Here is a 23,826-nt window from a genome sequence, read left to right on the forward strand (position 1 = left end):
AAGGCACGAAAGACATGGGCGATTTCACCATCATCGACGGCGTGGTTGCCATTGTTATTATTTTGTCGGCATTGCTGGCCTATAGCCGTGGATTGGTACGCGAAGCATTGGCCATCGTCGGCTGGATCGTCGCGACTGTCATGGCGTTTGTATTTGCCGATCAAGTGACACCGCTGGTGCGCCAAATTCCCGTTGTCGGCGATTTCATCGGTGACAGTTGCGAATTATCCGTCATCGCGGCCTTTGCCGCAGTGTTTGCGGTTGTGCTGGTGATCGTCTCAATTTTCACCCCGCTGTTTTCATCGCTGATCCAACGCTCAGTGTTGGGCGGCATTGATCAAGGCCTCGGGTTCTTGTTCGGTGCCTTGCGCGGCATCTTGTTGGTCGCCGTGGCGTTTTTCGTCTACCAGACCGTGCTTGAAGCCCAAGACATCGAAATGGTTGAAAACAGCCGTGCGATTGCAGTATTTTCCAAGATGACCGGCAGTATCGAACAACGCGACCCTGAGGCGGCCTTGGGCTGGATCACCACACAGTACGAACAGCTTGTCGGCGAATGTGGCGATCCGCAGACTGATGTCACACCAACGGTTCCCGCAGATAACTAGGGCCTAACGCCGACCCAAGATGCGGCCCAGACCGATGACAATCAACAATGCCGCGGCAATGAAATATGCTGGCAGCCCGAATTCGATGAAGTCCGCCAAGCTGCGGATCAAATCAATCGGGGTGCCACCATCGGGCAACGGCAGGCCGAGATCTTGCGCTTGATTGCGCACCCCCAGCATCTGTTCGCCAATCAGACCGTAGGGAATGGCCCCTGCGATCAGCATCAAAAGCCCCGCACGCCTGCGCCGCAGCGCCTTAACCGCCGCCAAACCAGCGATCGCGAAACTGGCCACAAACGCCCAGCCCCGCCAAGGCAGATCCGCTAGTGAAATCTGATTACCAATCATCCCGACAGGGCTCATCTCCTCGCCCAAGAATGACAACCACGGCATGAAAAATGAGGCCGCCATGAGTGCGGCCGCAAGAATACCAAGCATCTGCAAACTCCCCTGATTTTCGCCACCCTAGCGCTGACATTTGGCAGGCACAAAGCCCTTTCATCACGACACCGAAACACAGGTGGATCGGCTCGTGACACTTTCACGACAAAGGGTTAAACCCAGCCCCACGCGAAACCCTCGGATTCGGAGCTGTCCAACGTGGCCAATAATCTGCGCGATCTCATGACCCCCGCCCATCCATTTGACACTGAATTCTTGCGCACCGACTGGCCCGGCGGTGACGACGACAAACTGAAAGAAGAATGCGGTGTCTTTGGCGTCGTAGGCGTCGATAACGCCGCCTCGGTCGTCGCCCTCGGACTGCATGCCTTGCAACACCGTGGCCAAGAAGCGGGCGGCATCGTCACTCATGAATTCGGCCAAGGATTTAGTTCAGCACGCCGTTTCGGCTACGTGCGCGACAATTTCACCGATGCGGAAACCATGGCGACCCTGCCCGGCCCCATTGGCATCGGCCATGTGCGCTATTCCACATCCGGCTCCAAAGGTGCGACGCAAATCCGCGACGTACAGCCGTTCTTTGGTGAATTTTCCATGGGCGGCGCTGCGATTGCGCACAATGGCAACATCACCAACGCGCTGGCGCTGCGCAAAGAACTGATCGAACGCGGTTCTATTTTTCAGTCCTCATCTGATTCCGAGTGCATCATCCACCTGATGGCGCGCTCAATGGGCAAACACATTCCCGATCGCATGGAAGAAGCCCTGCGCAAGGTTGAAGGCGCATTTTCCGTCGTCGCGATGACCCGCACCAAATTGATCGGCTGTCGCGACCCGCTGGGCGTGCGCCCGCTGGTGTTGGGCCAATTGGGCGACGGTTGGGTTCTGGCATCAGAAACCTGCGCGCTCGACATCATCAACGCGACGTTCATTCGCGAAATCGAACCCGGTGAAATGGTTGTCGCGACCAGCAAAGGCGTTGAATCCCACTTTCCGTTCCGCCCCACGAAATCGCGATTCTGTATCTTTGAACACGTCTATTTCAGCCGCCCCGACTCAATCCTCGGCGGGCGCAGCGTCTATGAAACCCGCGAAAACATTGGTCGTGAACTGGCAAAAGAAGCGCCTGTTGACGCCGACATGGTCTGCCCTGTGCCCGATTCAGGCACCCCAGCTGCGATCGGGTTTTCACTGGAATCCGGCATCCCCTACGCCATGGGCATCATCCGCAACCAATACATGGGCCGCACGTTTATTGAGCCCAGCGAATCCATCCGCAACATGGGCGTGCGCCTAAAGCTCAACGTCAATCGCGCGTTGGTCAAAGGCAAACGGATCATTCTGGTCGACGACTCAGTTGTGCGCGGCACCACATCGCGCAAGATCAAGGAAATGATCCTTGAGGCGGGCGCAGCCGAGGTGCATTTCCGCATCGCCAGCCCGCCAACCAAATGGCCTTGTTTTTACGGCGTCGATACACCGCAACGCGACAAACTGCTGGCCGCCAACATGTCCGAAGAAGAAATGCGCGACCACCTTGGTGTCGATTCGCTAAAATTTATCTCAATTGACGGCCTGTATCGGGCCGTCGGGCAAGCCAAGGGCCGCAATCAGGACAGCCCGCAATATTGCGACGCCTGTTTCAGCGGCGACTATCCCGTCAAACCCACCGATATGGTGGAACAAGGGTTTGAAATGAAAACTGCCGCCGAATAACGCCGAAACAAATGGACCAAACCGGCGCAATCCCCCCAACAGTCGGCCAGTTTACGCCGCAGCGCAGCATGGCCCCTAGACGATAAGGCAGCGCAGGACTACCTGCCCGGTCTGATCATCAAAGGCCACCGACCATGACGACGACCGCAGCAACCGCGCAAAATGCCACCGAAACGGTCCCTATTGACCTGACGCAACCGCAACTTATTGGGCTGTTCGGCGGTGCGGGTGGACTGCGCGCCATGCTGCGCGGTGCAGATGGCACCGTCGTGATCGCCAACCCCGAAGACGTCACGCCGATGGGCGACGTCATGGAGATCACCGAAACTTATGTTTTGCTGCGCGATGGGCGCACCATCCGCCGCCTGACCCTGCCCCAGTAATCCACCCCACCCAGACACGGCCCGACCAAGACACAGCCCCACGAAGTCACTGCGGGATTGCCAAGGCGCAGCCGCCGACCTAAACGCAGCATATGACCAAAACAGCTCTCATCACAGGTGCGACGCGCGGACTAGGCGCTGCACTGGCAGAGGCCCTCGCGCCGACCCATCACATCATTGCCGTGGGCCGCACCACCGGTGCGCTCGAAGACCTTGATGACCGGATCAAAGCCTTGGGCGGTGACGCGACGCTGGCCCCGATGGACATCACCGTCGATCCGGCCATGCAGCAACTGTGCCGATCTATTTTTGATCGTTGGGGCGGGCTGAACCTGTGGATACACGCGGCTGTTCATGCAGCCCCCCTGACACCGGCCAGCCACATCGACCCTAAAGATTTCACCAAATCCGTGGACATCAATATCACCTCCACGTCGCGGATGATCTCCTACGTGGCCCCCCTGCTCGGCGCGGACGGCAAAGCGGTATTCTTTGAAGACCCCATCATCGGTCACGGCGGCGGCGCGGCCTATTTCGGCAGCTACGGTGCCACCAAAGCCGCGCAAATCGCGCTGGCGCGATCATGGGCCGTTGAAACCGTGAAAACCGGCCCGCGCGTGCATATTGCGATTCCAAACCCGATGCCGACAGCCACCCGCGCGCGGTTTTTCCCTGGCGAGGACCGCGGCCCACTTGCGGCCCCACGCGACGAAGCCGCCAGACTATTGCCCGCCATCCTCGCCTAGGGTTTTGCGAGTCTTTGATGCAACGCCGCGCACACCCGTTGCGCCCAACCCACGTTGCCCCATTGCCGCAGGGCACCCCCTGTCCTAACAAGGTGTCAAACGGGCCAAAAGGCGGGAACGACCATGCGCATTCTCATCACCAATGACGACGGCATCAATGCCCCCGGCCTCGCAACGCTGACGGCCATTGCGCACGACGTGGCCGGACCGCACGGCGAAGTCTGGACCGTCGCCCCCGCGTTCGAGCAATCCGGCGTCGGCCATTGCATCAGCTACGCCGCCCCGACGATGATCGCCAAACTATCAGACCGTCGCTACGCTGCCGAAGGATCGCCCGCGGATTGCGTGCTGGCAGGTTTGTACGACGTGATGAAAGATGCGCGGCCCGATCTGATCCTGTCCGGCGTCAACCGTGGCAACAACGCCGCCGACAACACGCTGTATTCCGGAACCATCGGCGCGATCATCGAAGCCGCCATTCAAGGCGTCAAAGGCATCGCGCTGTCGCAGTTCTTTGGCCCCGACAACAGGGACCTTGATGATCCATTCGAAGCCGCTGCCAAACATGGCGCCGCCACCGTGCGCGCCCTTCTGGACAAAGGCATCTGGACCACCGACGCTTACAAAATCTTCTACAACGTCAATTTCCCGCCCGTTGCGGCAGCTGACGTCAAAGGCATGAAGGTCGCATCCCAAGGCTTTCGCGAAAACACCCGTTTTGGCATGCAGCCCGAAACAGCCCCCAATGGCCGCCGCTTTTTGTGGGTGACAGGTGGCCCGCAGGATGAACCGACTGGGGACGGCACGGACGTGAACGCCAACCTTGATGGCTACACATCCATCACGCCAATGCGCGCTGATCTGACGGCCCATGACATGCTCGCTGACCTGACCGATCGTTTGAAATGAACGCCATGTCCACCATCGCTGAACGCCAGATGCAATTCCTGTTCGCCCTGCGCACAAAGGGCGTGACAGATGCGCGCGTGTTAACGGCGATGGAAAAAACTGACCGCGCGAGGTTCGTAAAAGGGCATTTTTCCGCCCGCTCCTATGAAGACATGCCGCTGCCAATCGCCTGCGGGCAAACGATCAGCCAGCCGTCTGTTGTCGGGCTGATGACACAGGCGCTCAACGTGCAACCCCGCAACAAGGTCCTCGAAGTGGGGACAGGATCGGGCTATCAGGCCGCGATCCTCAGCCACTTGGCGCGTCGGGTTTATACCGTTGATCGCCACAAAACCCTGATGAACAATGCGCGTTTGATCTTTCAAGCCCTTGATATCACAAACCTTATGGCCTTCACTGCAGATGGATCGTTCGGTCTTCCCGACCAAGCCCCCTTTGATCGTATCCTCGTGACCGCCGCCGCAGAAGACCCGCCCGGCCCGCTTTTGGCACAACTCAAAGTGGGCGGCATCATGGTGCTGCCCGTCGGCCAATCTAACTCTGTGCAGACCTTGATCCGCGTCAACCGCACCGAAACTGGCTTTGAGTACGAAGAATTACGCGCAGTGCGCTTCGTCCCCCTGCTTGAGGGCTTGGGAAAAGACTAAAACAACGCTATACTGCGAAAAAAAGTTGGGCAGAAGATCCACCGCATTTGAGGAGTACGTCATGGGCCCCCCCCGTTTCACCCAATTCGCTGATCCACGCGATTATTCGCGCGATTGTAAACGGGCCCCATCACGTCCCCGTCGCATGTTGTTCGCATCCGCCGCTTTGCTGGCCCTCGCCGCATGTGACGGCAACGGCAATCTGCAGGGTCAGAATTTCGACTGGGATATGCGCAATTTGGGCAGTGGATTTGATACCACTGAGGCCTCGCGTAATCTGGCAAACCGGCCTCGCCCGGACGATCGTGGCGTGATTTCTTATCCTAATTATCAGGTGGTTGTTGCGGGTAGTGGCGAAACTGTCCGCCAAATTGCCAGCCGACTTAACGTAGATGCGAATGCGCTTGCGACCTTTAACGGTGTCGACGCTGACGTCCCGCTGCGCCGCGATGAAATCGTCGCCCTGCCCAACCGTGTCGCCGAACCATCCGCCACAACAGGGGCGATCACGTCCGGCCCGATCCAGACACCGACAGTCAATGTCTCGACGCTTGCATCCAACGCCATTGACCGCGCGGGCGAACAGACAACGGCGCCAATCGCCACCACTGCACCAATCCAAACCAATCCCGAACCGGGTCTGCACCGCGTCGCACGCGGTGAGACCGCATTCCAGATATCGCGTTTGTATGACGTTCCCGTCTCTGCTTTGGAAGATTGGAACGGCCTTGGCGCGGACCTGATGGTGCGCGAAGGCCAGCAATTGATGATCCCCGTGGCAGGGGCAAGACCGCCCAGCCCCGCCGTAACCACAGGCCCCGGCGTTGGATCAAGCACACCAACACCGCCAAGTGCCATTGTGGCGCTGCCCTCAGTTGACGTCACACCACAATCCGCGGCCGCAGCCCCTGCCGCACCCGACATCGGCCAGCCGACAGCGCCATCCTCCGCCACCACCAGCGCACCGTTCATCTACCCCGTGCAGGGAAGCGTGATCCGCGCTTATAATCCGGGCCGCAATGAAGGCATCGACATCGGCGTGCCAGCTGGCACCACGGTCAAGGCCGCCGCCGACGGCACCATCGCCGCCATCACGCAAAACACCAACGGCGCGCAAATCGTCGTGGTGCGCCACACTGGCAACATCCTGACGGTCTACGTAAATGTGAGCAATCTGACAGTGTCCAAAGACGACAGCGTCTCGCAAGGCCAAGCCATCGCATCCGTCGCTCCGGGATCGCCAAGCTTCTTGCATTTTGAGGTTCGTGACGGGCTCGAAAGCGTTGATCCGGCAGATTTCCTGCCGTGATTTAATCGCTAGATCGTGACACCCATCCGGCCCGCAAGGTCGGTGAAATACTGCCAAGCGACGCGACCGGATCTTGATCCTCGCGTCGCTTGCCATTCAATAGCTTCGGCGCGCAGAACATCCTCCGTAATGGTCACGCCGTGGGCATCACAATAGCCGCGGATAATTGCAAGATATTCGTCCTGATCGCAGGGATGGAACCCCAACCACAGACCAAACCGATCCGACAGCGACACCTTTTCCTCAACCGCCTCGGACGGGCTGATGGCTGTTGAGCGTTCATTTTCAATCATATCGCGCGGCATCAAATGGCGGCGGTTTGATGTGGCATAAAGCACGACATTTTCGGGCCGACCTTCGATGCCCCCATCCAGAACCGCCTTGAGCGATTTGTAATGTGCGTCGTCGTGACCAAAGCTCAGATCGTCGCAGAACATGATGAACCGCTCGGGCCGCCCGCGCAAAAGCGCCAGACAGCGGCCAATACTGGGCAGGTCTTCGCGTTGCACCTCGACCATCTTCAGGGCCTCGTGTGTTGCCTGAACCTCGCCGTGTATAGCTTTGACAAGTGATGACTTTCCCATCCCGCGCGAACCCCACAAAAGGGCGTTGTTGGCAGGCAATCCTTTGGCAAATTGTACGGTGTTTGCGTGCAACGTGTCGCGCGCGCGATTAATGCCCAAAAGCAACGACAGGTCCACGCGATTGACGGTTTCAACCGGCTGCAAGTGATCCGGATCAGCATGCCAGACATAGGCTGTCGCGGCAAAATTTGGGGCGGCCGCGGGGGCTGGTGCCAATCGTTCCAGCGCCGCCGCGATCCGTCCTAAAACCTCATCACTCACTTGTCGGCCTCTTCCTCGGCCAGATCGTCGTCTTCGTCATCTTCAAACCAAAGCCCTTCGGCCCGCAATTTGGCTTCGCGCCGTCTCTCGACCCGCTTGACCAATTGAATCGAGATTTCGTAAAGCCCATAGACCACAACGAACAAGATCACCTGCGTAATGATATCGGGCGGCGTCACCACAGCGGCGAGCAGTAAGATACCAACGACGGCATATTTACGCATGTTGCGCAGGCCCTCGGCGCTGACTAATCCGGCCTTGCCCATGAGCGTCAGCAACACAGGCAATTGGAAACACATCCCGAACGCCATGATGAATTTTAGTGTGATATCAAGGCTTTCGTTGACCTTACCAAAGAACGTGATGCGAATTCCGTCGTCCGCCACGGGCAAGTCCGCCGCACCGGGCACGTCAGATCCAATTACGTTTGCCATCAAATCAGCAATGATCGACGGCACGTCCGCAAAGCCAAGAAAGAACGCCATCGCCAGCGGGGTCACGACGAAATGCGCAAACGATGCGCCGAGCAGGAACATCACCGGCGATGCGATGAGAAACGGCAGAAACGCACCTTTTTCTTTGGAATAAAGTCCCGGTGCCACAAACCGCCACAACTGGAATCCGATGACCGGAAACGCCAGCGCAAAGCCGAACACCATTGAAATGCGGAACAATGTGAACAGATATTCTTGCGGTGACGTGTATTGCATGGTCGGCGATGGATCTCCCAATTCGCGCAACGCGGATTCAATCGGCCCTAGCAAAAATTGCAAAATCGGCTCGGCCACGGTGAAGATGATCACGATGCCAACGATGAACGCCAGCACCGCGCGGATAAGTCGTGTCCGCAGTTCGGCCAGATGTTCGATCAACGGCGCAGCACTATCTTCCATGCCGTCGTCGGGGTTGTCAGACTCGCTCATTTGGCGTCCTTTGCAGGCGACTTGGCTTTGACGGGGGCTTTAACAGGAGCCTTGGTGGCGGCCTTTTTCGGCGCGGCCTTTTTTGCAGCTGTCGTCTTTGGCGGCGCCTTTTTAGCTGCCGCCGCCTTCGGCGCTGCCTTCTTTGGCGCAGCTTTGGGCGCCGTCTCAGGGCCAGCCTCCACCTTCGCATCCGCTTTCTCAGCCGCAATCCGGTCTTCAGCGGCCTTCGCCATCGCCTTATTAAGCTTCTCAGCAGTTGCAGTGCGCTCTGCGGACAGCTTGGTCTTCAGCGCCTCGGTCTCACCACCAGCCTTGAGGGTCGATTTCACCGCCCCTTGGGACGCTTCTCGGATCTTATCGACACCGAACTTTTTGGGGTTCGCTGCGGCTTTGATGGTTTTGTTAATTTCGTTAATGCCTGATTCGTCAGCAGCAGCATTCATCGCGCTGGAAAACTCCCGCGCCATGCCTTTTGCCTTACCAACGAATTGTCCGACCTGTCGGAACATTCCCGGCAGGTCCTTGGGCCCGATGACGATCAACGCCACGATCCCGACGACCAACATCTCCATCCAGCTAAGATTAGGCATCCGCCGTCTCCCGATTGGTCAGAGTTAAACTTTTGTATCTTCGTCGGCGGGTGTCACGTCTTTGACATCATCAGACATCGTCTCTTCGATCTCTTTGCTGCTGTCGTCCACGCCCTTTTTGAACGCGGTGATGCCTTTGCCAACTTCACCCATCAGGGACGAAATTTTGCCGCGCCCGAACAGGACCAGCACCACGACAGCGATCAAAAGGAGGCCCGGAAGACCGATATTGTTGAGCATGTTTTATCTCCAGAAAAGGGGCGATCTGGCCCGCATTAGCATTTCAAGACCTAGACGTAGTGCCGCTGTGGATGTTTTGAAAGGCCAAATCGCCTGTATCCACACCTAATCCGCAAGGGTTTGCCGTATGTTGTGCCACTATTCTGGCAACTGACAGCTTTTTGTCATAAACTATCCCAACAGGAGGACCCACATGCGCCGCGCTGACCGATTGATGACCCTGATTCGCCATCTGCGTAGCGGCGATTTGCACCGTGCCTCTGATCTCGCGGTTGCGATGGACGTTTCCTTGCGCACGATTTACCGCGATATGGAAACACTGGCCAAATCCGGCGTCCCCGTTGAGGGTGAGCGCGGAACAGGGTATCGCATCACCGCCGCCATCACCCTGCCACCGCTAAACCTGTCTATGGCCGAACTCGAAGCATTGCATATCGGCCTCGCGGCGATGCGCCAATCGCATGACCCCGATCTGGCTGCCGCCGCCTCCAGTCTGGCAACAAAACTCGACGGGGTGCTGCCAGAGGTCAACGCGCCCAAGGCCCTTGCGGTCTATCCGTTCGCCGATGCCGCGCGCGGCTTCCAGCACCTGCCAAAAATCCGCAGCGCCATACGCGCACGGCAAAAACTATTGCTCAGCACTGGCACACGCGACCGGACGGTGCGCCCGCTGCAACTGGATTACTGGGGTCGCCTGTGGACCTGCGTTGTGTGGTGCGACACCAGCCGCAAATTCGACGATCTGCGCATCGACGAAATCACGTCACTGCGAATCTTGCCGAGTTTGTTTGTCGAAGAAAAAGGCAAACGCCTACGTGATTATCAATCAGGCAGAGCGCGGGAAGATGAAACATTTGTCGCGCCGGATCATCAGCCATAGGACCGTGCCTTTTTTGGGCAAGAACACCGACGGAATGACCGCCTTCATTTGGCTGCCATCATCCAGGGTGAATTCCACCAGACTTTCGATCCCCATAAACCGCGCCCGCTTGACTGTACCCCGCGCAGGCGTGCCGTCGGCTATGGTCGCATTCGGCCCCTTGCCCGCACGATCAAAGTCGATCTTCAAATGCTGTGGCCGGATCACGATGTCCACCGCCGTGCCATCCGCCACACCGGGTACAAGGAATTGACCAAACTGCGTGGCCGCCAATGCGCCGTGGACATGTGCAGGCACGGTGTTGATATCGCTAAAGAAACCAGCGGCTTCTTTGTCGACAGGCGTATTGTAGATATTATAGGGTGCGCCCATCTGGACGATCTTCCCATCGCGCATCAGTGCGATTTCATCGGCCATGCGCATCGCTTCGCCCGGCTCATGGGTGACCAGCAAAACGGCAGTACCTTCAGCCTTTAGCACCTCAAGCGTTTCATCGCGGATGTCATCGCGCAGACGGTCATCAAGGCCGGAAAAAGGTTCATCCATCAGCATGATTTTGGGCCGCGGCGCAAGCGCGCGGGCAAGTGCGACTCGCTGTTGTTCGCCCCCCGAAAGCTCATGTGGATAACGGTCAATGTGGGCGGACATGCCAACACGTTCCAGCAGTTCTTGGACCCGCCCACGGGTCTTGGATGCACGCCCCGACAGCCCGTAGGCGACATTGCCTGCCACGCTCAAATGCGGGAACAGCGCGAAATCCTGAAACATCAGGCCCGTTGCGCGCCCTTCGGGCGGGACGCGGAACACGCCGTCGCAGACCAATGCTCCGTCCGCCCAGATCGACCCTGCGTCCTGCTTTTCGATGCCTGCAATCATTCGCAATGTCGTGGATTTGCCGCAACCTGATGGCCCCAGCAAACAGGTCACCTGCCCCGGCATGATCGACAACGACACGTCATCCACAACCCGCAGCCCGCCAAAGCTGCGCACCAAATTGCGAATTTCTAGACGCGGTTGCAGGGGGGATGTGTCGCTCACCATTGCAGGCCCTTAATCCTTACCGAAAATATCGGGTATAGATCGCAGATAACAACGCGCCCCACAGAGAGCAAGGCGTGCGGGCAAGTCATCCAAGTAAGTCGCGCGGCCAGATCACCAAACCAAGCCGCGCCACATGCCCTAAAGCGTCGCGTTCACTGCGCCACCATCCAGCAACAGGTTTTGCCCGACAATGAAACCCGCATGGTCCGAACACAAAAACGCACAGGCCGCGCCAAATTCTTGTGCCGTTCCGTAGCGTCCAGCAGGGATCGTCGCAGACCGGTTCACCTTAGCCTGTTCCATAGAAATGCCCTGCGCCGTGCTGACACCCGTGTCCAATTGGATCGCGCGGTCTGTTGCGTGAATCCCGGGCAAAAGGTTGTTGATCGTCACGCCGGACCCAGCCACCTGCCGCGACGTTCCGGCGACAAATCCTGTCAGACCCGTACGGGCGGTATTGGACAGCCCCAGTGCGGGGATCGGCGCTTTGACCGACCCCGACGTGATGTTCACCACACGCCCCCAGCCGCGATCAATCATCGCAGGCATCAAGGCTTGCATCAAAGCAATCGGCGTCAGCATATTGGCATCCAAGGCGGCAATAAAATCGTCGCGATCCCAGTCCGACCATGTTCCCGGTGGCGGGCCGCCTGCATTTGTCACCAAGATATCAACGCCTTGCGCCGCTGCTAAAACAGCCTCTCGACCTGCCGGCGTCGTTATATCGGCCGCAACCGTTACGACATCCACACCGTGTACTGCGCGAATCGCCGCAGCCGTGGCTTCCAATGCGTCAGACCCGCGCGCGTTCAAGACCAGATCGACGCCCTCAGCGGCCAACGCCTCAGCGCAGCCCCGCCCGAGACCCTTAGAGGATGCACAAACCAGTGCCCGCTTGCCTTTGATGCCCATGTCCATTCCGTAATTCTCCCTTAGACGAGGCTAAAAGCCCCGTAATTTAACCGATAATCAACAATCGCCCATTTACAGACGAACCGTTGAAGATATTCTGCCCTATTTCTAGGGTAGTTCCCTTTGCAAAGACCACCCCAATGAGTAGAGTAGTTTCGCATTACCTATACCCCTCGCAACACCATTGCAGTTTTCGCGTCAAACGATTTTGTCGTGACCGATGGCGTGGCCGAAGGCGAAGGCGTGACGTTCAAGGACGACCTTGTGCTTGATGACGTCTACCAGCTCTCCCCGAACCTCACGCGCAAGGCTTTAACATACGAAAAATGCGACGGCACAGCCTTCATCGTCGCCGATGACACCGAGATCGGGACACCGGGAAATCAACTGTATCTCGACTGCACGATCACCTTGATGGGCCCTGACAGCACGACCTACGAAGCGCTGGTCTGGGTCGAAGTCGAAGGCGATGAAGCTGCTGAGGTTTACCTGATGCCATTGGCGACCCTGCGCGCAGAATACGATTATCGCCTTGTTGGGGCTGATCGCGAAACAGCGGCGGCAAAATTCGGCGATGTTGCCTGCGTGCGCTTCGCCCGTGGCACCAACATCACGCTGGCATCCGGCGCGCAAATTCCGATTGAAGACCTCAAGGTCGGCGACCGTGTCCTGACCCGTGACGCAGGCCCACAGCAAATCCGCTGGATCGGCAACACGACATTGCGCGCCGTGGGCGATTACGCCCCCGTGGTCATCACCGCAGGTGCGCTGTTTAACACCCGCGATCTGGTCCTCTCCCCTGACCACCGCCTGTTCATCTACCAACGCGAAGACCGCATTGGCGCTGGCCGATCCGAAGTGCTTGTAAAAGTCCGCCACCTGATCAACGGCACGACTGTTTACCAACAGCGCGGCGGGTTTGTGGACTATTTCCAGATCCTGTTTGACGATCACCAGATCATCTACGCCGAAGGCATCGCCGCCGAAACGCTGCTGGTAGACGCGCGCACCCGCGCAGCCCTGCCCGATGACGTCAGCGCGACCGATCATCTCGACACGTCGCATCAGGCGTTTGAAGTTACCGAAAGCCTCGCCAATCGTCCCGACGTGGTCGCGCTGCTGAAACGCGCCTCGTCCAGCTAGCTCCCGATTGCCCTTACCCGCCGCCCCCGCTATAGCGCGGTCATGACAAATCGCCCTGCCCTCCCAGCTGAAATTGCCCGCCGCCGGACCTTTGCGATCATCTCGCATCCCGACGCAGGCAAGACGACCTTGACGGAAAAGTTTCTGCTGTTTGGCGGAGCGATCCAGATGGCGGGCCAAGTGCGCGCCAAAGGCGAGGCACGGCGCACGCGATCGGACTTTATGCAGATGGAAAAGGACCGCGGAATTTCCGTATCCGCATCTGCAATGTCGTTTGATTACAAACACTTCCGCTACAATCTTGTCGACACACCGGGCCACTCTGATTTTTCCGAAGACACCTACCGCACCCTCACGGCCGTGGACGCCGCCGTCATGGTCATTGACGGCGCCAAAGGCGTGGAATCCCAAACCCGCAAACTGTTTGAGGTGTGCCGCCTGCGCGACCTGCCGATCCTGACATTTTGTAACAAAATGGACCGCGAAAGCCGCGATACTTTTGAAATCATCGACGAAATTCAAGAAAACCTCGCCATTGACGTGACACCAGCCAGCTGGCCCATCGGCACGGGCCGCGATTTTATCGGCTGTTATGACATTCTGCGCGACCGCCTTGATATTATGGACCGCGCAGATCGAAATACGGTCGCCGCAAGTGTTGAAATCAAAGGCTTGGACGACCCAAAATGGGAAGAATACGTGCCAGAACGCCTGCTGGCGCAGTTTCGTGAAGAAATCGAAATGGCGAAAGAACTGCTGCCCAAACTCGACCCCAAGGCGGTGCTCGAAGGGACAATGACGCCGATCTGGTTTGGTTCTGCGATCAATTCATTTGGCGTGCGCGAATTGATGGAAGGGATCAGTCAATACGGCCCCGAACCCCAGCCGCAAACCGCCCAGCCCCGCACGATCCTGCCCGAAGAAAAGAACGTTACCGGATTCGTGTTCAAGGTTCAGGCCAATATGGACCCAAAACACCGCGACCGCGTTGCGTTCGTGCGCATGGCTTCGGGCCACTTCACCCGCGGGCAAAAACTGACCCATGTGCGCACCAAGAAACAGATGGCAATTTCCAATCCCGTGCTGTTCCTCGCGTCTGACCGCGAACTCGCCGAAGAAGCTTGGGCTGGCGACATCATCGGCATTCCCAACCACGGCCAATTGCGCATTGGCGACACACTGACCGAAGGCGAAGTCCTAAACGTCAAAGGCATCCCAAGCTTTGCACCCGAACTGTTACAAGGTGTGCGATCAGGCGATCCGTTGAAATCCAAACACCTCGAAAAAGCGCTGATGCAATTCGCCGAAGAAGGCGCTGCCAAAGTGTTCAAACCCTCCTTCGGGTCCGGCTTTATTGTCGGCGTCGTCGGTCCACTACAATTCGAAGTCCTCGCCTCGCGGATCGAACTGGAATACGGCCTGCCCGTGCGGTTTGAACAATCCCAATTCACCTCAGCCCGCTGGGTCTCTGGTGACAAAATCGCAGTGGAAAAATTCAGCACCGCCAACAAGCTGCACATCGGAACCGACAGCGACGGCGACACCGTCTATCTGACCCGCCTGCAATGGGACATTGACCGCGTCGGGCGCGATTACCCCGACATCAACCTGACAGCGACCAAGGAAATGATGGCCGAATAATCCCACCAGAGTCGGACTTGCAACAAACCGCCGAACCCAACTTTGGATTATTGATCAACGCGGCGAAAATTCATAACCTTTGTCCAAACATAAATGGCCAAGGATCGTCTCGATGAAAAACACTGTCTCGCTCGCCGCACTCGCCGCCCCCCTAACGCTGGCGGCAGGGTCCGTTTGGGCCGATGATTTGGCCGCATCATGGGATCTTCTGGCCGCGATCTCAGTCGAAGAAATCGTGACCGACACGACCTATGAAGTGCGTAAAATCTTTCCCGCCGCCGTTGAGAACGGCATCGATCAGTTTGACATCACGGGCTTCATCGTGCCGCTGACCGACGGGCCAGACATCACCGATTTCATTCTTGTGTCCGATATGGGGTTCTGCCCGTTTTGCGGATCGCCAGAACACGGCACATCCTTGCAAGTGACAATGGCAGACCCTTTGACAGGCTTTGAAGAAGGCAGCCGCATCACCCTGCGCGGCGCCCTTCAAGCCGTGACCGATCCAGAAACATGGCAGACGACCGTAATGACAAACGCCCGCGCCCTATAGCGCCAAGATGGGCGATCCTAATTTTGTACAAACCATGCACAAGGGTGCCGGATTTTTGTACAAAACCGCATACTACACGACAGTAGGGTGGTTGAGGGTGTCAGAAGGTGATTTAGGAGCGGACTCTTATCGCTAAAAAAGGTTCCACGGATGATCACGAAAGCCCTGACGACCCTCAAGAAGAGGTTATCCCCCCATTTAGAGTTGAGCAACAGTCGCCTTGAAACGATGTGCCTCTTGATCATGGGAATGGTGAATGCCCGGACGGTAAATTTGAGCCATCTGGCCTGTGAGTTTCCTACCGATAGCAAGGTTGAAAGCACCTACCGTCGCCTACAACGCTTTTTCCAGCATGTTGATCTTGGCTCGGATTGGGCGGCCCCCTTGCTTGTTAAAATGATTGGTTCTGGCCCCACCTGGCATTTATGCTTGGACCGAACAAATTGGAAAATTAGCCAACGCCATGTCAACTTCTTGGTCTTAGCCATTGTCACACGCCGCCACCGTATTCCGTTGATGTGGAGCGTTTTGGGGCGTGCAGGGAACAGCGATACTGCTCAGCGCATTGCCTTGATGAAACGTTATCTGTCGGTGTTTGAGGTCTCCACCATCAAGTTCTTGTTAGCGGACCGGGAATTCATTGGAGCACAATGGTTGGATTTTCTTCATAAAAACAACGTCCCATTTGTCATCCGTATCAAAGCAAACCAACTTGTGACCACACAGGACGGGAAAACGCAAAATCTAAGCACCTTGTTGCGCACCTGTCGCGGTAAGCGCAACTTTGATGCCCGATTTGGAGGCAACAATTTGGGGGAGGCCACGTGGTTTAGCTTTGCTGCAAAGCGCATCAAGGGGGGTGAGCTTTTGATCGTCGTCTCTAACCGGCCCGCACATCGGGCCCTCGCCACCTACAAGAAAAGATGGGCCATTGAGAGCCTCTTTGGCGACACAAAGACACGCGGCTTCAATCTTGAAGACACACGACTGACCATCTCCAAAAAACTTGAGCTTCTTTTAGGTCTCGTTGCGCTCGCGGTTGCATGGGCATCTAAAACCGCCACAAAGCTTATTGGAGGCGGGAAAATGAAGCGGAAAAAACACGGATATTTTGCAAAGTCATTCTTTCGAATTGGCTTCGATCAGCTCCGTAAACTGCTCAGGTCAGACCCAAACGCCGCTGTCTCACCGTGGATACTAATTCCACACATAATCACAAGAGTCGTGTAGTATGACAAAAACCGTTAAAACACCGTGACATTGCGCAACCGCGTCCAACCTGACGGGCAAATCACCGACGTGGCGATGCGCGGCATGTTCACCGGAAATTGCGGCATTCTGCACAGCACTGACAAGATCATGGGCCCCGCTTTGTGGAAACATCACGCATGGATTTGCTGCACACTTAATTGGCAAGAACGGCGACGTGACGTGATGACAGGCCGCAACTGGACAGAACTTTTTTTCCTTGATGAAGCCGTCGCAATGGCCGCCGGACACCGCCCCTGCGCCTATTGTCGCCGTTCAAATTATAACGCGTTTTCAGATGCTTGGGGTGGTCGCTTGAAGGCGCCGCAGATGGACACCGTGCTGCACGCGGCCCGTGCAGTTCATGGCGCGCGCGCCCTGCAAACCCACCACGCAGACGCCGCCACACTGCCCGCAGGAACCTTCATTAAAACAACTGAAATCAATTTGTTAACCACAGAGGCGGCCCTGCCCTACAGCCCGTCAGGCTACGGCGCACCGAAATCGCGCCCCACAGGCAACGTCATAGTCCTCACCGCTCAGCCGATGATCGACGTTCTGCGTCGGGGCTATGCCCCCAAACTGCACCACACCGCAGGGTAACTCCTTTGATAACTTGACGTTAGCGCGGCCTAGACGTAAGTGTTCGCCACCCAAAGGGCAGGCAATATGGCCAGCCCGGCCGCGTGACGATTGCGGCAAATAGGCTGCAAACTCCGCGAAAGGATTAACTTGATTAAATTCAGTGACTTAAAACTTGACGCCAAGGTCCTCAAGGCCGTCGAAGAAACTGGCTACGAGACGCCAACCCCCATTCAAGCCGGTGCGATTCCCCCCGCATTAGAAGGCCGCGACGTGCTGGGTATTGCCCAAACGGGCACTGGCAAAACCGCCGGCTTCACGCTGCCGATGATCACCATGTTGAAACGAGGCCGCGCCCGTGCGCGCATGCCCCGGTCCTTGGTGCTGGCCCCAACTCGTGAATTAGCCGCGCAAGTGGCTGAAAACTTTGACACTTATGCCAAATACACCAAGCTGACCAAAGCGTTGTTGATTGGTGGCGTGTCGTTCAAAGAACAAGACAACCTGATTGATCGCGGCGTCGACGTTCTGATTGCCACCCCCGGCCGTCTTCTGGACCACTTTGAGCGTGGCAAACTGATCCTGTCGGACGTGAAAATCATGGTCGTCGATGAGGCTGACCGCATGCTCGACATGGGTTTCATCCCTGATATTGAACGCATTTTTGGGCTCACCCCGTTCACCCGCCAGACGCTGTTCTTCTCTGCAACGATGGCACCCGAAATTGAGCGGATCACCAACACATTCCTGTCCAACCCCGCCAAAATCGAAGTCGCACGCGCCGCAACAACGTCCGAGACGATTACGCAGGGCGTGATTATGTTCAAAGGCTCCAAGAAAGCCTCTGAGGCCAGTGAAAAACAAAAGCTTCTGCGCGATATCATCGCCAGTGAGGGCGCTGATTGCCGCAATGGCATCATCTTCTGTAATCGCAAGATTGACGTCGATGCAGTTGCTAAATCAATGACAAAGGCGGGTCTGGATGCCTCCCCGATCCACGGCGATCTGGAACAGTCACACCGGATGCGCACACTTGCGAAATTCCGCGACGGCACGCTGCGCTTTCTTGTGGCATCCGACGTTGCGGCCCGGGGCCTCGATATTCCGAACGTAAGCCACGTGTTTAACTACGACGTTCCCAGCCACGCGGAAGACTATGTGCACCGGATTGGTCGCACGGGTCGGGCGGGCAAAACCGGTACGACGATCATGATTTGCACACCGCGCGACCAGAAGAATTTCGATGATATTGAACGGCTTGTGGAAATGGCGATCCCTAGAATGGAATTGCCAGGCATGGCGTCGGTGGCACCGGTGGCGACACCTGTGGATGCCGCAGCACCAAGCGACGACAAGCCAAAACGGACACGGACCCGTGGCGGTCGTGGTCGTAGGACTGATGCGGAAAAGGTAGCAATTTCGCCCGTAGATGCGGCACAGGCTGACACCGCGCAGCAGGACACACCCAAGGTCGAAACACCCGAAGCGGGCGCAGCCAAGGCCAAGGCTGAAACCCCAATGGCTCAAACCCCAGCGGTCGAAACTGCAAAAGTTGATCCGCCACGGTCTGAGACAAAGAAGATTGAATCACCTAAAGCGGAACCAACACGGAATGCCCCGCGTCAGGATCACAGCGACAACTCCAATCGTGAGCGATCACGCGGTGGACACAATCGGGGTGGACGCGACAACCATGATCGTGGACCCAAGATTGTGGGTATGGGCGATGATGCTCCAACGTTCATCACTTTAAGTTTTGATGAACGACAGGATGGCTAAACCTTTCAATTAACAAACAAAAAGGGCACCCAAACGGGTGCCCTTTTTCGTTTCTGGTGTTTGGTCATCAGGCTTGATTTAGGCCAGTCGTGAAATGACCACAGTGACTTCTGGCTTCTTCCCAATCTCACTATAGGCTGTCTTCCGTGCGATGGTGCGCAGCTCTTTTTCGAGCTTTTCATCGTCGGCCAACGTGCGATCATTTGCGCGACCCAAGAACTGGCTTAGGTCTTCTTCGAGGACATCCACAAGCGGCGCATTGTTGCGACCCTGCTTTGGCAGGCCCATGATTTCGCACCACGGATCGCCCATTGGATCGCCGTTTTCGTCGATGATCAATGTCACGATCACATGGCCATTCAGCGCCATGCGAATACGGTCGCGCACAACACCGTCAAACTGGCCGACTTTGACCGATCCGTCGAGATACATGCGGCCTGTCTCGATATGCTCGACAACTTTTGCCTTGTTGCCGGACAGATCGACCATCATGCCATTGACGGCCAACACACCCTGCACGCCAGCAGCTTCGCCGATATTGACGTGTTCGCGCAGGTGGCGGTGTTCACCGTGCATCGGAATCAGCGTTTGTGGCTTGATCAGATCGCGCATGGTGTCCAGATCAGGGCGGTTCGCGTGGCCGGAGACGTGATACAGCCCGCCACTGGAATCGTCGACCACATCCACACCCAACTCACTGAATTGGTTCATGATATGAATGACGCCCTTCTCGTTTCCGGGAATGGTTTTCGATGAAAACAGGAACGTGTCGCCCTCTCTCATCGTGATGCCCATGTACTTGCCATTGGCCAGTTGTGCAGACGCCGCGCGGCGTTCACCCTGCGATCCAGTCACCAACAACAACACGTTTTCACGCGGCAAGTTGCCCACCTCTTCTGGGGGGATCACATGTGGAAAGTCGTTCAGAATGCCGACTTCAGTTGCGGCTTCTACCATGCGGCGCATGGAACGGCCCAACAGACAGACAGACCGACCCGCACGTTCAGCGGCCAGCGCAATCGTGCGCACGCGCGACACGTTGGACGCAAATGTTGTCGCCGCAACCATGCCTTTGGCGTTGATCAGAAACTTTTCGATCTCTGGGCCGACGGTGGATTCGCTACGGCCTTCTTCGCGCGAAAACACATTGGTGGAATCGCAGACCAGCGCTTTGACACCGTCTTTGCCCAGTGATGCCCAAAGATCATAATCAAACGGCTCACCGATACCGGGTTCGACATCAATCTTGAAATCGCCGGTATGGATGATGCGCCCACCTTTGCTGTCAATCACCAGACCTGAGCTTTCAGGGATGGAGTGTGAAATCGGCACAAAACCAACCTCAAACGGGCCAACCTTTACGGTTTCAGGCCATTTCCCCACGGTCTTCACTGTCTTGTCAGAGAACCCGTGTTCGGACATTTTGCGCCGCGCAAGGTTGGCGGTAAACGCACGCGCATAAATCGGCGCGCCAAGGCGTTCGTACAAATGGCCAACAGCGCCGACGTGGTCTTCATGGCCGTGGGTGATGAAAATCGCCTCAATCTGGCTTTTGCGCGCGGCAAGCCACGAGATATCCGGCAGGATCAAATCAACCCCCGGTGTGCCGTCCATATCGGGGAACGTGACCCCCAAATCAACTACAATCAGTCGTTCCGCGTCCGCTGGGCCGTAGCCGTAAACGTAACAATTCATACCAATCTCGCCCGCGCCACCGAGGGGGAGATACATCAATCTAGCTTTGCTCATATTAGTTATTTTGGTCCTTGTTATACCTGTGGATCACGGTAAGTCCGTGCATCGTCAGGTCATCTTCGATTGTGTCAAAAAGGGCGTAACCACTTGAAAACAATGGTGCCAGCCCTCCGGTTCCTACGACTTTCATGGGGCGGTCGTACTCGCCCTTTATCCGTTCACACAGGCCATTGATCAGGCCGACATAGCCCCAAAAAATACCCGATTGTATGCAGGCCACGGTGTTTGTTCCGATAACGGTCTGCGGTTTGGTAATATCAACATGGGGCAATGCTGCCGCCGCTTGGTGCAGCGCCTCAAGGCTGAGGTTGATACCGGGGGCAATCACCCCGCCGACATAGGCCCCATCATGGGCGACCACGTCAAAATTCGTCGCGGTGCCAAAATCGACAACCACCACATCACCGCCGTGGCGATCAAATGCGGCTGTCGCGTTTGCCAGACGGTCTGGGCCAACTTGGGTGCCCGCGTCGACACGTGGGGAAATGGGCAGCAGGCAATCGGCCTTGCCGATCACATAGGGGCGCGTATTGAAATAGCGATCCGCCATGACACGCAGGTTGAACACAACACGCGGCACGGTGGATGAGATGATCACCTCATCTATCTGCGCCTCGATCTTGTTGTGGTGCAAAAGCGTGCTCCACCAGACGAAATACTGATCCGCCGTGCGTTGCCATTCGGTCGCGCAGCGAAATGTGCACAGGAACTCATCCCCGTCCCAAAGGGCGAAGACGGTGTTGGTATTTCCTGTATCGATGCACAGCAGCACTTAGCCACCCTTCCTAGAAAAACACATCCGCCGCCGCGATGTTGCGCGGTCCCTTAGCTGTGTTCAGCACCAGATAGCCATTTTCGTCGACAGTATCAAAGCGCCCGGTTACATTTTCGTTTGGAAGACGCGCGGTAATCGTTTCACCAAGCCGTGCGGCACGTGCCAACCATGCAGTGCGGATAGGGGCAAAGCCGTATGTGGTCAATTGGCGATCCCACTGTGCAAACGCCGGTGCAAGGTGTTTCAAGAACCCGTCGGGTGTAACGTCGACACCAGACTCAACCTTTACGGACACCGGATAGACCGCGCCGTCCTCAACTTGGGTCATGTCAGGGGCCGCAATCAGGTTCACGCCAATTCCAACGGCCACGCCCCACATCTGGCCCTTCACCACAAGGCTTTCTAGCAAGATGCCCGCAACCTTGCCACCATTCAGCAACACGTCGTTGGGCCATTTCAGCGCCAGTTTCGGACCATCCCCCATGACCGCGCGCAATGCATCGTCTACGGCTAGAACCGCCACAAAACTGCGCAGCGACGCCGTCTCAGGATCGTTGCAGGGAAGCGAAAGTGTTCCGTAAAAATTGCCCACAGGGGCCACCCATGGTCTGCCCCGCCGCCCGCGTGACGCCGTTTGGCATGTCGCGGTAAACCACGTGGCAGTCGGGTGCTGGCCCGCTTGTTCACGGGCGACATCAAGTGTCGACGAGACTTCGTCAAACGAAAAGTAGCCGACTCCAGCCGGCCAATCAGCAGTCTTAATTGACAAGAGCCAACGACGCGGCTTCGGCAAGCGGTTCAATTCCAAACAAGTTCACCACACCAAGGATCATAACGGCAGCAGATGCCACCAAGAACCCCCACAAAACAGGCGATCCATTGCGGTCCAACTGGACCTCTTGTTGGGACCCGAAGTACATGAAGAACACGATCCGCAGATAATAGAACGCACCAATGACAGACGCCACGACGCCTGCGACAGCAAGCCATCCAAGGCCCGCGTCATAAGCCGCCTTCAGGACGTAGAACTTACCGAAGAAGCCAAGCATCGGCGGCACACCGGCCAGCGAGAACAGCAAAATCAGCATCGCCAGCGCCTTGAGCGGCTCGCGTTTGGAATACATCTGCAAGGACGCAATGTTGGTAACGGGCATGCCGTCCTTTTCCATCGACAGGATGAACGCGAAGGTGCCGATGTTCATCGCCACATAGATGGCGAGGTAGACCAGCATCGCCTGCACGCCAAACGCCGTCCCCGCCGCAAGACCCATCAGCGCAAAGCCCATGTGTGCAATCGATGAATAGGCCATCAGGCGTTTGATGTCTGTCTGTCCGATGGCTGCAATGCCACCGATGAACATGGAAAGAACCGACAGGAACGCGACGATCTGCTGCCAGTCATCAACGGATCGACCAAATGCATCGTGCATCACCCGCGCGAACAATGCCATCGCAGCAATTTTGGGGGCGGTCGCAAAAAATGCGGTGACTGGTGTTGGCGATCCTTCATATACATCTGGCGTCCACATATGAAACGGCGCGGCGGACACTTTGAACGCGAAACCGGTGGTCATGAACACAAGGCCGAACAGCAGGCCGAGGGACACGCCGCCGTCCGTCGCCTCAATAATTCCCGAAAATGACGTCGTGCCTGAAAAACCGTAGGTCAACGATGCGCCGTACAGCAAAAGACCCGATGACAATGCGCCCAGCACGAAATACTTCAAACCAGCCTCGGTGGATTTGATGCTGTCACGACGCAAGGACGCGACCACGTACAAAGCCAGTGATTGCAGTTCCAACCCCATATAAAGCGACATCAAATCGCCCGCAGAGACCATCATCATCATGCCCACAACAGACAGCGCAATCAAGATCGGGTATTCGAACCGCAACAAATCACGTTTGGCCATGTAATCCTGGCTCATCACCAAAACGGCGGCAGCGGCCAGAAGAATGGCGACCTTGGCAAAGCGTGAGAATGCGTCATCGACGAACATGCCAGAGAACGCAGTTGTTGTCCCCTCGCCCGTGGTGGCGATCCAGAACGCAAGTGCCACAAACAGGCCGGACGTGATCCAGACCAGCAGCGGCGCAGCTTTGTCTTTCACCGTGTAAACCGCCGCGAGAAGTGCGCCCATCGCAAACAGCGACAGGATGATTTCCGGCATGATGGTGTTCAGATCTTGGGACAGCATC

25 protein-coding genes are annotated in these 23,826 nt (G+C 57.0%); 14 read left to right on the plus strand and 11 right to left on the minus strand.

Going from position 1 to position 23,826, the window contains the following annotated elements:
• The first annotated feature begins 14 nt into the window (after positions 1 to 14).
• Complete coding sequence (locus tag OA238_RS15550; RefSeq protein ID WP_015495899.1) at positions 15 to 608, plus strand: CvpA family protein; 594 nt, start codon at positions 15 to 17, stop codon at positions 606 to 608.
• A 3-nt stretch (positions 609 to 611) separates the two neighbouring features.
• Here the strand turns inward: OA238_RS15550 and OA238_RS15555 are convergent, their stop codons facing one another.
• Entirely contained in the window at positions 612 to 1,046 is a 435-nt protein-coding gene (locus OA238_RS15555) for a hypothetical protein (RefSeq protein ID WP_015495900.1), read from the minus strand.
• 186 nt (positions 1,047 to 1,232) lie between these two features.
• On the opposite strand from OA238_RS15555, the gene purF reads away from it, so the two are divergent.
• From purF to OA238_RS15585, 6 genes are all read left to right on the plus strand, one after another.
• On the plus strand, positions 1,233 to 2,726 hold the full coding sequence (purF, locus tag OA238_RS15560; RefSeq protein ID WP_044036963.1) for an amidophosphoribosyltransferase: 1,494 nt from the start codon (positions 1,233 to 1,235) through the stop codon (positions 2,724 to 2,726).
• A gap of 134 nt (positions 2,727 to 2,860) precedes the next feature.
• Entirely contained in the window at positions 2,861 to 3,109 is a 249-nt protein-coding gene (locus OA238_RS15565) for a hypothetical protein (RefSeq protein ID WP_015495902.1), read from the plus strand.
• A 92-nt stretch (positions 3,110 to 3,201) separates the two neighbouring features.
• The gene (locus tag OA238_RS15570; protein WP_015495903.1) at positions 3,202 to 3,855 is read left to right on the plus strand and encodes an SDR family NAD(P)-dependent oxidoreductase; all 654 of its coding nucleotides are present in this window, start codon (positions 3,202 to 3,204) and stop codon (positions 3,853 to 3,855) included.
• A gap of 123 nt (positions 3,856 to 3,978) precedes the next feature.
• Entirely contained in the window at positions 3,979 to 4,764 is a 786-nt protein-coding gene (gene surE, locus OA238_RS15575; protein WP_015495904.1) for a 5'/3'-nucleotidase SurE, read from the plus strand.
• Positions 4,765 to 4,769: 5 nt separating this feature from the next.
• The gene (locus OA238_RS15580; RefSeq protein WP_015495905.1) at positions 4,770 to 5,411 is read left to right on the plus strand and encodes a protein-L-isoaspartate(D-aspartate) O-methyltransferase; all 642 of its coding nucleotides are present in this window, start codon (positions 4,770 to 4,772) and stop codon (positions 5,409 to 5,411) included.
• Between the two features lie 61 nt (positions 5,412 to 5,472).
• A complete protein-coding gene (locus OA238_RS15585; RefSeq protein ID WP_015495906.1) occupies positions 5,473 to 6,720 on the plus strand; it encodes a peptidoglycan DD-metalloendopeptidase family protein in 1,248 nt (415 codons plus the stop codon).
• A gap of 8 nt (positions 6,721 to 6,728) precedes the next feature.
• On the opposite strand, the gene OA238_RS15590 is transcribed toward OA238_RS15585, so the two are convergent.
• From OA238_RS15590 to OA238_RS15605, 4 genes are read right to left on the minus strand one after another with little or no spacing between them, the layout of a single operon-like run.
• On the minus strand, positions 6,729 to 7,565 hold the full coding sequence (locus OA238_RS15590) for an ATP-binding protein (protein WP_015495907.1): 837 nt from the start codon (positions 7,563 to 7,565) through the stop codon (positions 6,729 to 6,731).
• Positions 7,562 to 8,488, minus strand: a complete 927-nt coding sequence (gene tatC / locus OA238_RS15595; protein WP_015495908.1) for a twin-arginine translocase subunit TatC — start codon at positions 8,486 to 8,488, stop codon at positions 7,562 to 7,564. Before tatC ends, OA238_RS15590 begins: the two co-directional genes overlap by 4 nt.
• On the minus strand, positions 8,485 to 9,078 hold the full coding sequence (tatB, locus tag OA238_RS15600) for a Sec-independent protein translocase protein TatB (RefSeq protein ID WP_015495909.1): 594 nt from the start codon (positions 9,076 to 9,078) through the stop codon (positions 8,485 to 8,487). The genes tatC and tatB overlap by 4 nt, the downstream gene beginning before the upstream one ends.
• 24 nt (positions 9,079 to 9,102) lie before the next feature.
• Positions 9,103 to 9,318: a twin-arginine translocase TatA/TatE family subunit gene (locus OA238_RS15605; protein ID WP_015495910.1), complete on the minus strand. Its 216-nt coding sequence runs from the start codon at positions 9,316 to 9,318 to the stop codon at positions 9,103 to 9,105.
• A 193-nt stretch (positions 9,319 to 9,511) separates the two neighbouring features.
• On the opposite strand from OA238_RS15605, the gene OA238_RS15610 reads away from it, so the two are divergent.
• Entirely contained in the window at positions 9,512 to 10,198 is a 687-nt protein-coding gene (locus OA238_RS15610; protein ID WP_015495911.1) for a helix-turn-helix transcriptional regulator, read from the plus strand.
• Here OA238_RS15610 and OA238_RS15615 read toward each other — a convergent pair.
• Both OA238_RS15615 and OA238_RS15620 read right to left on the minus strand, forming a co-directional pair.
• Positions 10,145 to 11,239, minus strand: coding sequence for an ABC transporter ATP-binding protein (locus OA238_RS15615; RefSeq protein WP_015495912.1), 1,095 nt, complete (start codon positions 11,237 to 11,239; stop codon positions 10,145 to 10,147). The genes OA238_RS15610 and OA238_RS15615 overlap by 54 nt on opposite strands.
• A 138-nt stretch (positions 11,240 to 11,377) precedes the next feature.
• Positions 11,378 to 12,157 (minus strand): SDR family oxidoreductase, encoded by a 780-nt coding sequence (locus tag OA238_RS15620; RefSeq protein WP_015495913.1) that lies wholly within the window; start codon positions 12,155 to 12,157, stop codon positions 11,378 to 11,380.
• Positions 12,158 to 12,364: 207 nt separating this feature from the next.
• On the opposite strand from OA238_RS15620, the gene OA238_RS15625 reads away from it, so the two are divergent.
• From OA238_RS15625 to OA238_RS15650, 6 genes are all read left to right on the plus strand, one after another.
• Positions 12,365 to 13,294 carry a Hint domain-containing protein gene (locus tag OA238_RS15625; protein WP_245581328.1) on the plus strand — a complete coding sequence of 310 codons (930 nt, stop codon included), beginning with the start codon at positions 12,365 to 12,367 and terminating at the stop codon, positions 13,292 to 13,294.
• Positions 13,295 to 13,336: 42 nt separating this feature from the next.
• Entirely contained in the window at positions 13,337 to 14,935 is a 1,599-nt protein-coding gene (locus OA238_RS15630; RefSeq protein WP_015495915.1) for a peptide chain release factor 3, read from the plus strand.
• Positions 14,936 to 15,047: 112 nt separating this feature from the next.
• Positions 15,048 to 15,488, plus strand: a complete 441-nt coding sequence (locus tag OA238_RS15635; protein ID WP_015495916.1) for a hypothetical protein — start codon at positions 15,048 to 15,050, stop codon at positions 15,486 to 15,488.
• Positions 15,489 to 15,638: 150 nt separating this feature from the next.
• Entirely contained in the window at positions 15,639 to 16,718 is a 1,080-nt protein-coding gene (locus tag OA238_RS15640; RefSeq protein ID WP_015495917.1) for an IS4 family transposase, read from the plus strand.
• A gap of 24 nt (positions 16,719 to 16,742) precedes the next feature.
• A complete protein-coding gene (locus tag OA238_RS15645) occupies positions 16,743 to 17,339 on the plus strand; it encodes a hypothetical protein (protein ID WP_044036970.1) in 597 nt (198 codons plus the stop codon).
• Between the two features lie 129 nt (positions 17,340 to 17,468).
• Positions 17,469 to 19,097: a DEAD/DEAH box helicase gene (locus tag OA238_RS15650; protein ID WP_015495919.1), complete on the plus strand. Its 1,629-nt coding sequence runs from the start codon at positions 17,469 to 17,471 to the stop codon at positions 19,095 to 19,097.
• Between the two features lie 78 nt (positions 19,098 to 19,175).
• On the opposite strand, the gene OA238_RS15655 is transcribed toward OA238_RS15650, so the two are convergent.
• Genes OA238_RS15655 through nuoN form a run of 4 tightly spaced genes read right to left on the minus strand, consistent with a single transcriptional unit; the run spans position 19,176 to position 23,825 of the window.
• On the minus strand, positions 19,176 to 20,846 hold the full coding sequence (locus OA238_RS15655; protein WP_015495920.1) for a ribonuclease J: 1,671 nt from the start codon (positions 20,844 to 20,846) through the stop codon (positions 19,176 to 19,178).
• Position 20,847: 1 nt separating this feature from the next.
• Complete coding sequence (locus OA238_RS15660) at positions 20,848 to 21,624, minus strand: type III pantothenate kinase (RefSeq protein WP_015495921.1); 777 nt, start codon at positions 21,622 to 21,624, stop codon at positions 20,848 to 20,850.
• Positions 21,625 to 21,637: 13 nt separating this feature from the next.
• Positions 21,638 to 22,396 (minus strand): biotin--[acetyl-CoA-carboxylase] ligase, encoded by a 759-nt coding sequence (locus tag OA238_RS15665; protein WP_051076504.1) that lies wholly within the window; start codon positions 22,394 to 22,396, stop codon positions 21,638 to 21,640.
• Positions 22,386 to 23,825, minus strand: coding sequence for an NADH-quinone oxidoreductase subunit NuoN (gene nuoN, locus OA238_RS15670; RefSeq protein ID WP_015495923.1), 1,440 nt, complete (start codon positions 23,823 to 23,825; stop codon positions 22,386 to 22,388). The genes OA238_RS15665 and nuoN overlap by 11 nt, the downstream gene beginning before the upstream one ends.
• Between the last annotated feature and the right edge of the window lies 1 nt (position 23,826).

Origin of the sequence: Octadecabacter arcticus 238 (genome assembly GCF_000155735.2) — a bacterium.
Classification (GTDB): domain Bacteria; phylum Pseudomonadota; class Alphaproteobacteria; order Rhodobacterales; family Rhodobacteraceae; genus Octadecabacter; species Octadecabacter arcticus.

Excerpts from the sequence above, each read along its gene's own strand:
- tatB (WP_015495909.1), bottom strand. The coding sequence starts at position 9,078 with ATGCCTAATCTTAGCTGGATGGAGATGTTGGTCGTCGGGATCGTGGCG.
- nuoN (WP_015495923.1), bottom strand. The coding sequence starts at position 23,825 with ATGCTGTCCCAAGATCTGAACACCATCATGCCGGAAATCATCCTGTCG.
- OA238_RS15555 (WP_015495900.1), bottom strand. The coding sequence starts at position 1,046 with ATGCTTGGTATTCTTGCGGCCGCACTCATGGCGGCCTCATTTTTCATG.
- OA238_RS15605 (WP_015495910.1), bottom strand. The coding sequence starts at position 9,318 with ATGCTCAACAATATCGGTCTTCCGGGCCTCCTTTTGATCGCTGTCGTG.
- OA238_RS15580 (WP_015495905.1), top strand. The coding sequence starts at position 4,770 with ATGTCCACCATCGCTGAACGCCAGATGCAATTCCTGTTCGCCCTGCGC.
- OA238_RS15640 (WP_015495917.1), top strand. The coding sequence starts at position 15,639 with ATGATCACGAAAGCCCTGACGACCCTCAAGAAGAGGTTATCCCCCCAT.
- OA238_RS15570 (WP_015495903.1), top strand. The coding sequence starts at position 3,202 with ATGACCAAAACAGCTCTCATCACAGGTGCGACGCGCGGACTAGGCGCT.
- OA238_RS15550 (WP_015495899.1), top strand. The coding sequence starts at position 15 with ATGGGCGATTTCACCATCATCGACGGCGTGGTTGCCATTGTTATTATT.
- purF (WP_044036963.1), top strand. The coding sequence starts at position 1,233 with ATGACCCCCGCCCATCCATTTGACACTGAATTCTTGCGCACCGACTGG.
- tatC (WP_015495908.1), bottom strand. The coding sequence starts at position 8,488 with ATGAGCGAGTCTGACAACCCCGACGACGGCATGGAAGATAGTGCTGCG.
- OA238_RS15655 (WP_015495920.1), bottom strand. The coding sequence starts at position 20,846 with ATGAGCAAAGCTAGATTGATGTATCTCCCCCTCGGTGGCGCGGGCGAG.
- OA238_RS15615 (WP_015495912.1), bottom strand. The coding sequence starts at position 11,239 with ATGGTGAGCGACACATCCCCCCTGCAACCGCGTCTAGAAATTCGCAAT.
- OA238_RS15610 (WP_015495911.1), top strand. The coding sequence starts at position 9,512 with ATGCGCCGCGCTGACCGATTGATGACCCTGATTCGCCATCTGCGTAGC.
- OA238_RS15585 (WP_015495906.1), top strand. The coding sequence starts at position 5,473 with ATGGGCCCCCCCCGTTTCACCCAATTCGCTGATCCACGCGATTATTCG.
- OA238_RS15620 (WP_015495913.1), bottom strand. The coding sequence starts at position 12,157 with ATGGACATGGGCATCAAAGGCAAGCGGGCACTGGTTTGTGCATCCTCT.
- OA238_RS15635 (WP_015495916.1), top strand. The coding sequence starts at position 15,048 with ATGAAAAACACTGTCTCGCTCGCCGCACTCGCCGCCCCCCTAACGCTG.
- surE (WP_015495904.1), top strand. The coding sequence starts at position 3,979 with ATGCGCATTCTCATCACCAATGACGACGGCATCAATGCCCCCGGCCTC.
- OA238_RS15565 (WP_015495902.1), top strand. The coding sequence starts at position 2,861 with ATGACGACGACCGCAGCAACCGCGCAAAATGCCACCGAAACGGTCCCT.
- OA238_RS15630 (WP_015495915.1), top strand. The coding sequence starts at position 13,337 with ATGACAAATCGCCCTGCCCTCCCAGCTGAAATTGCCCGCCGCCGGACC.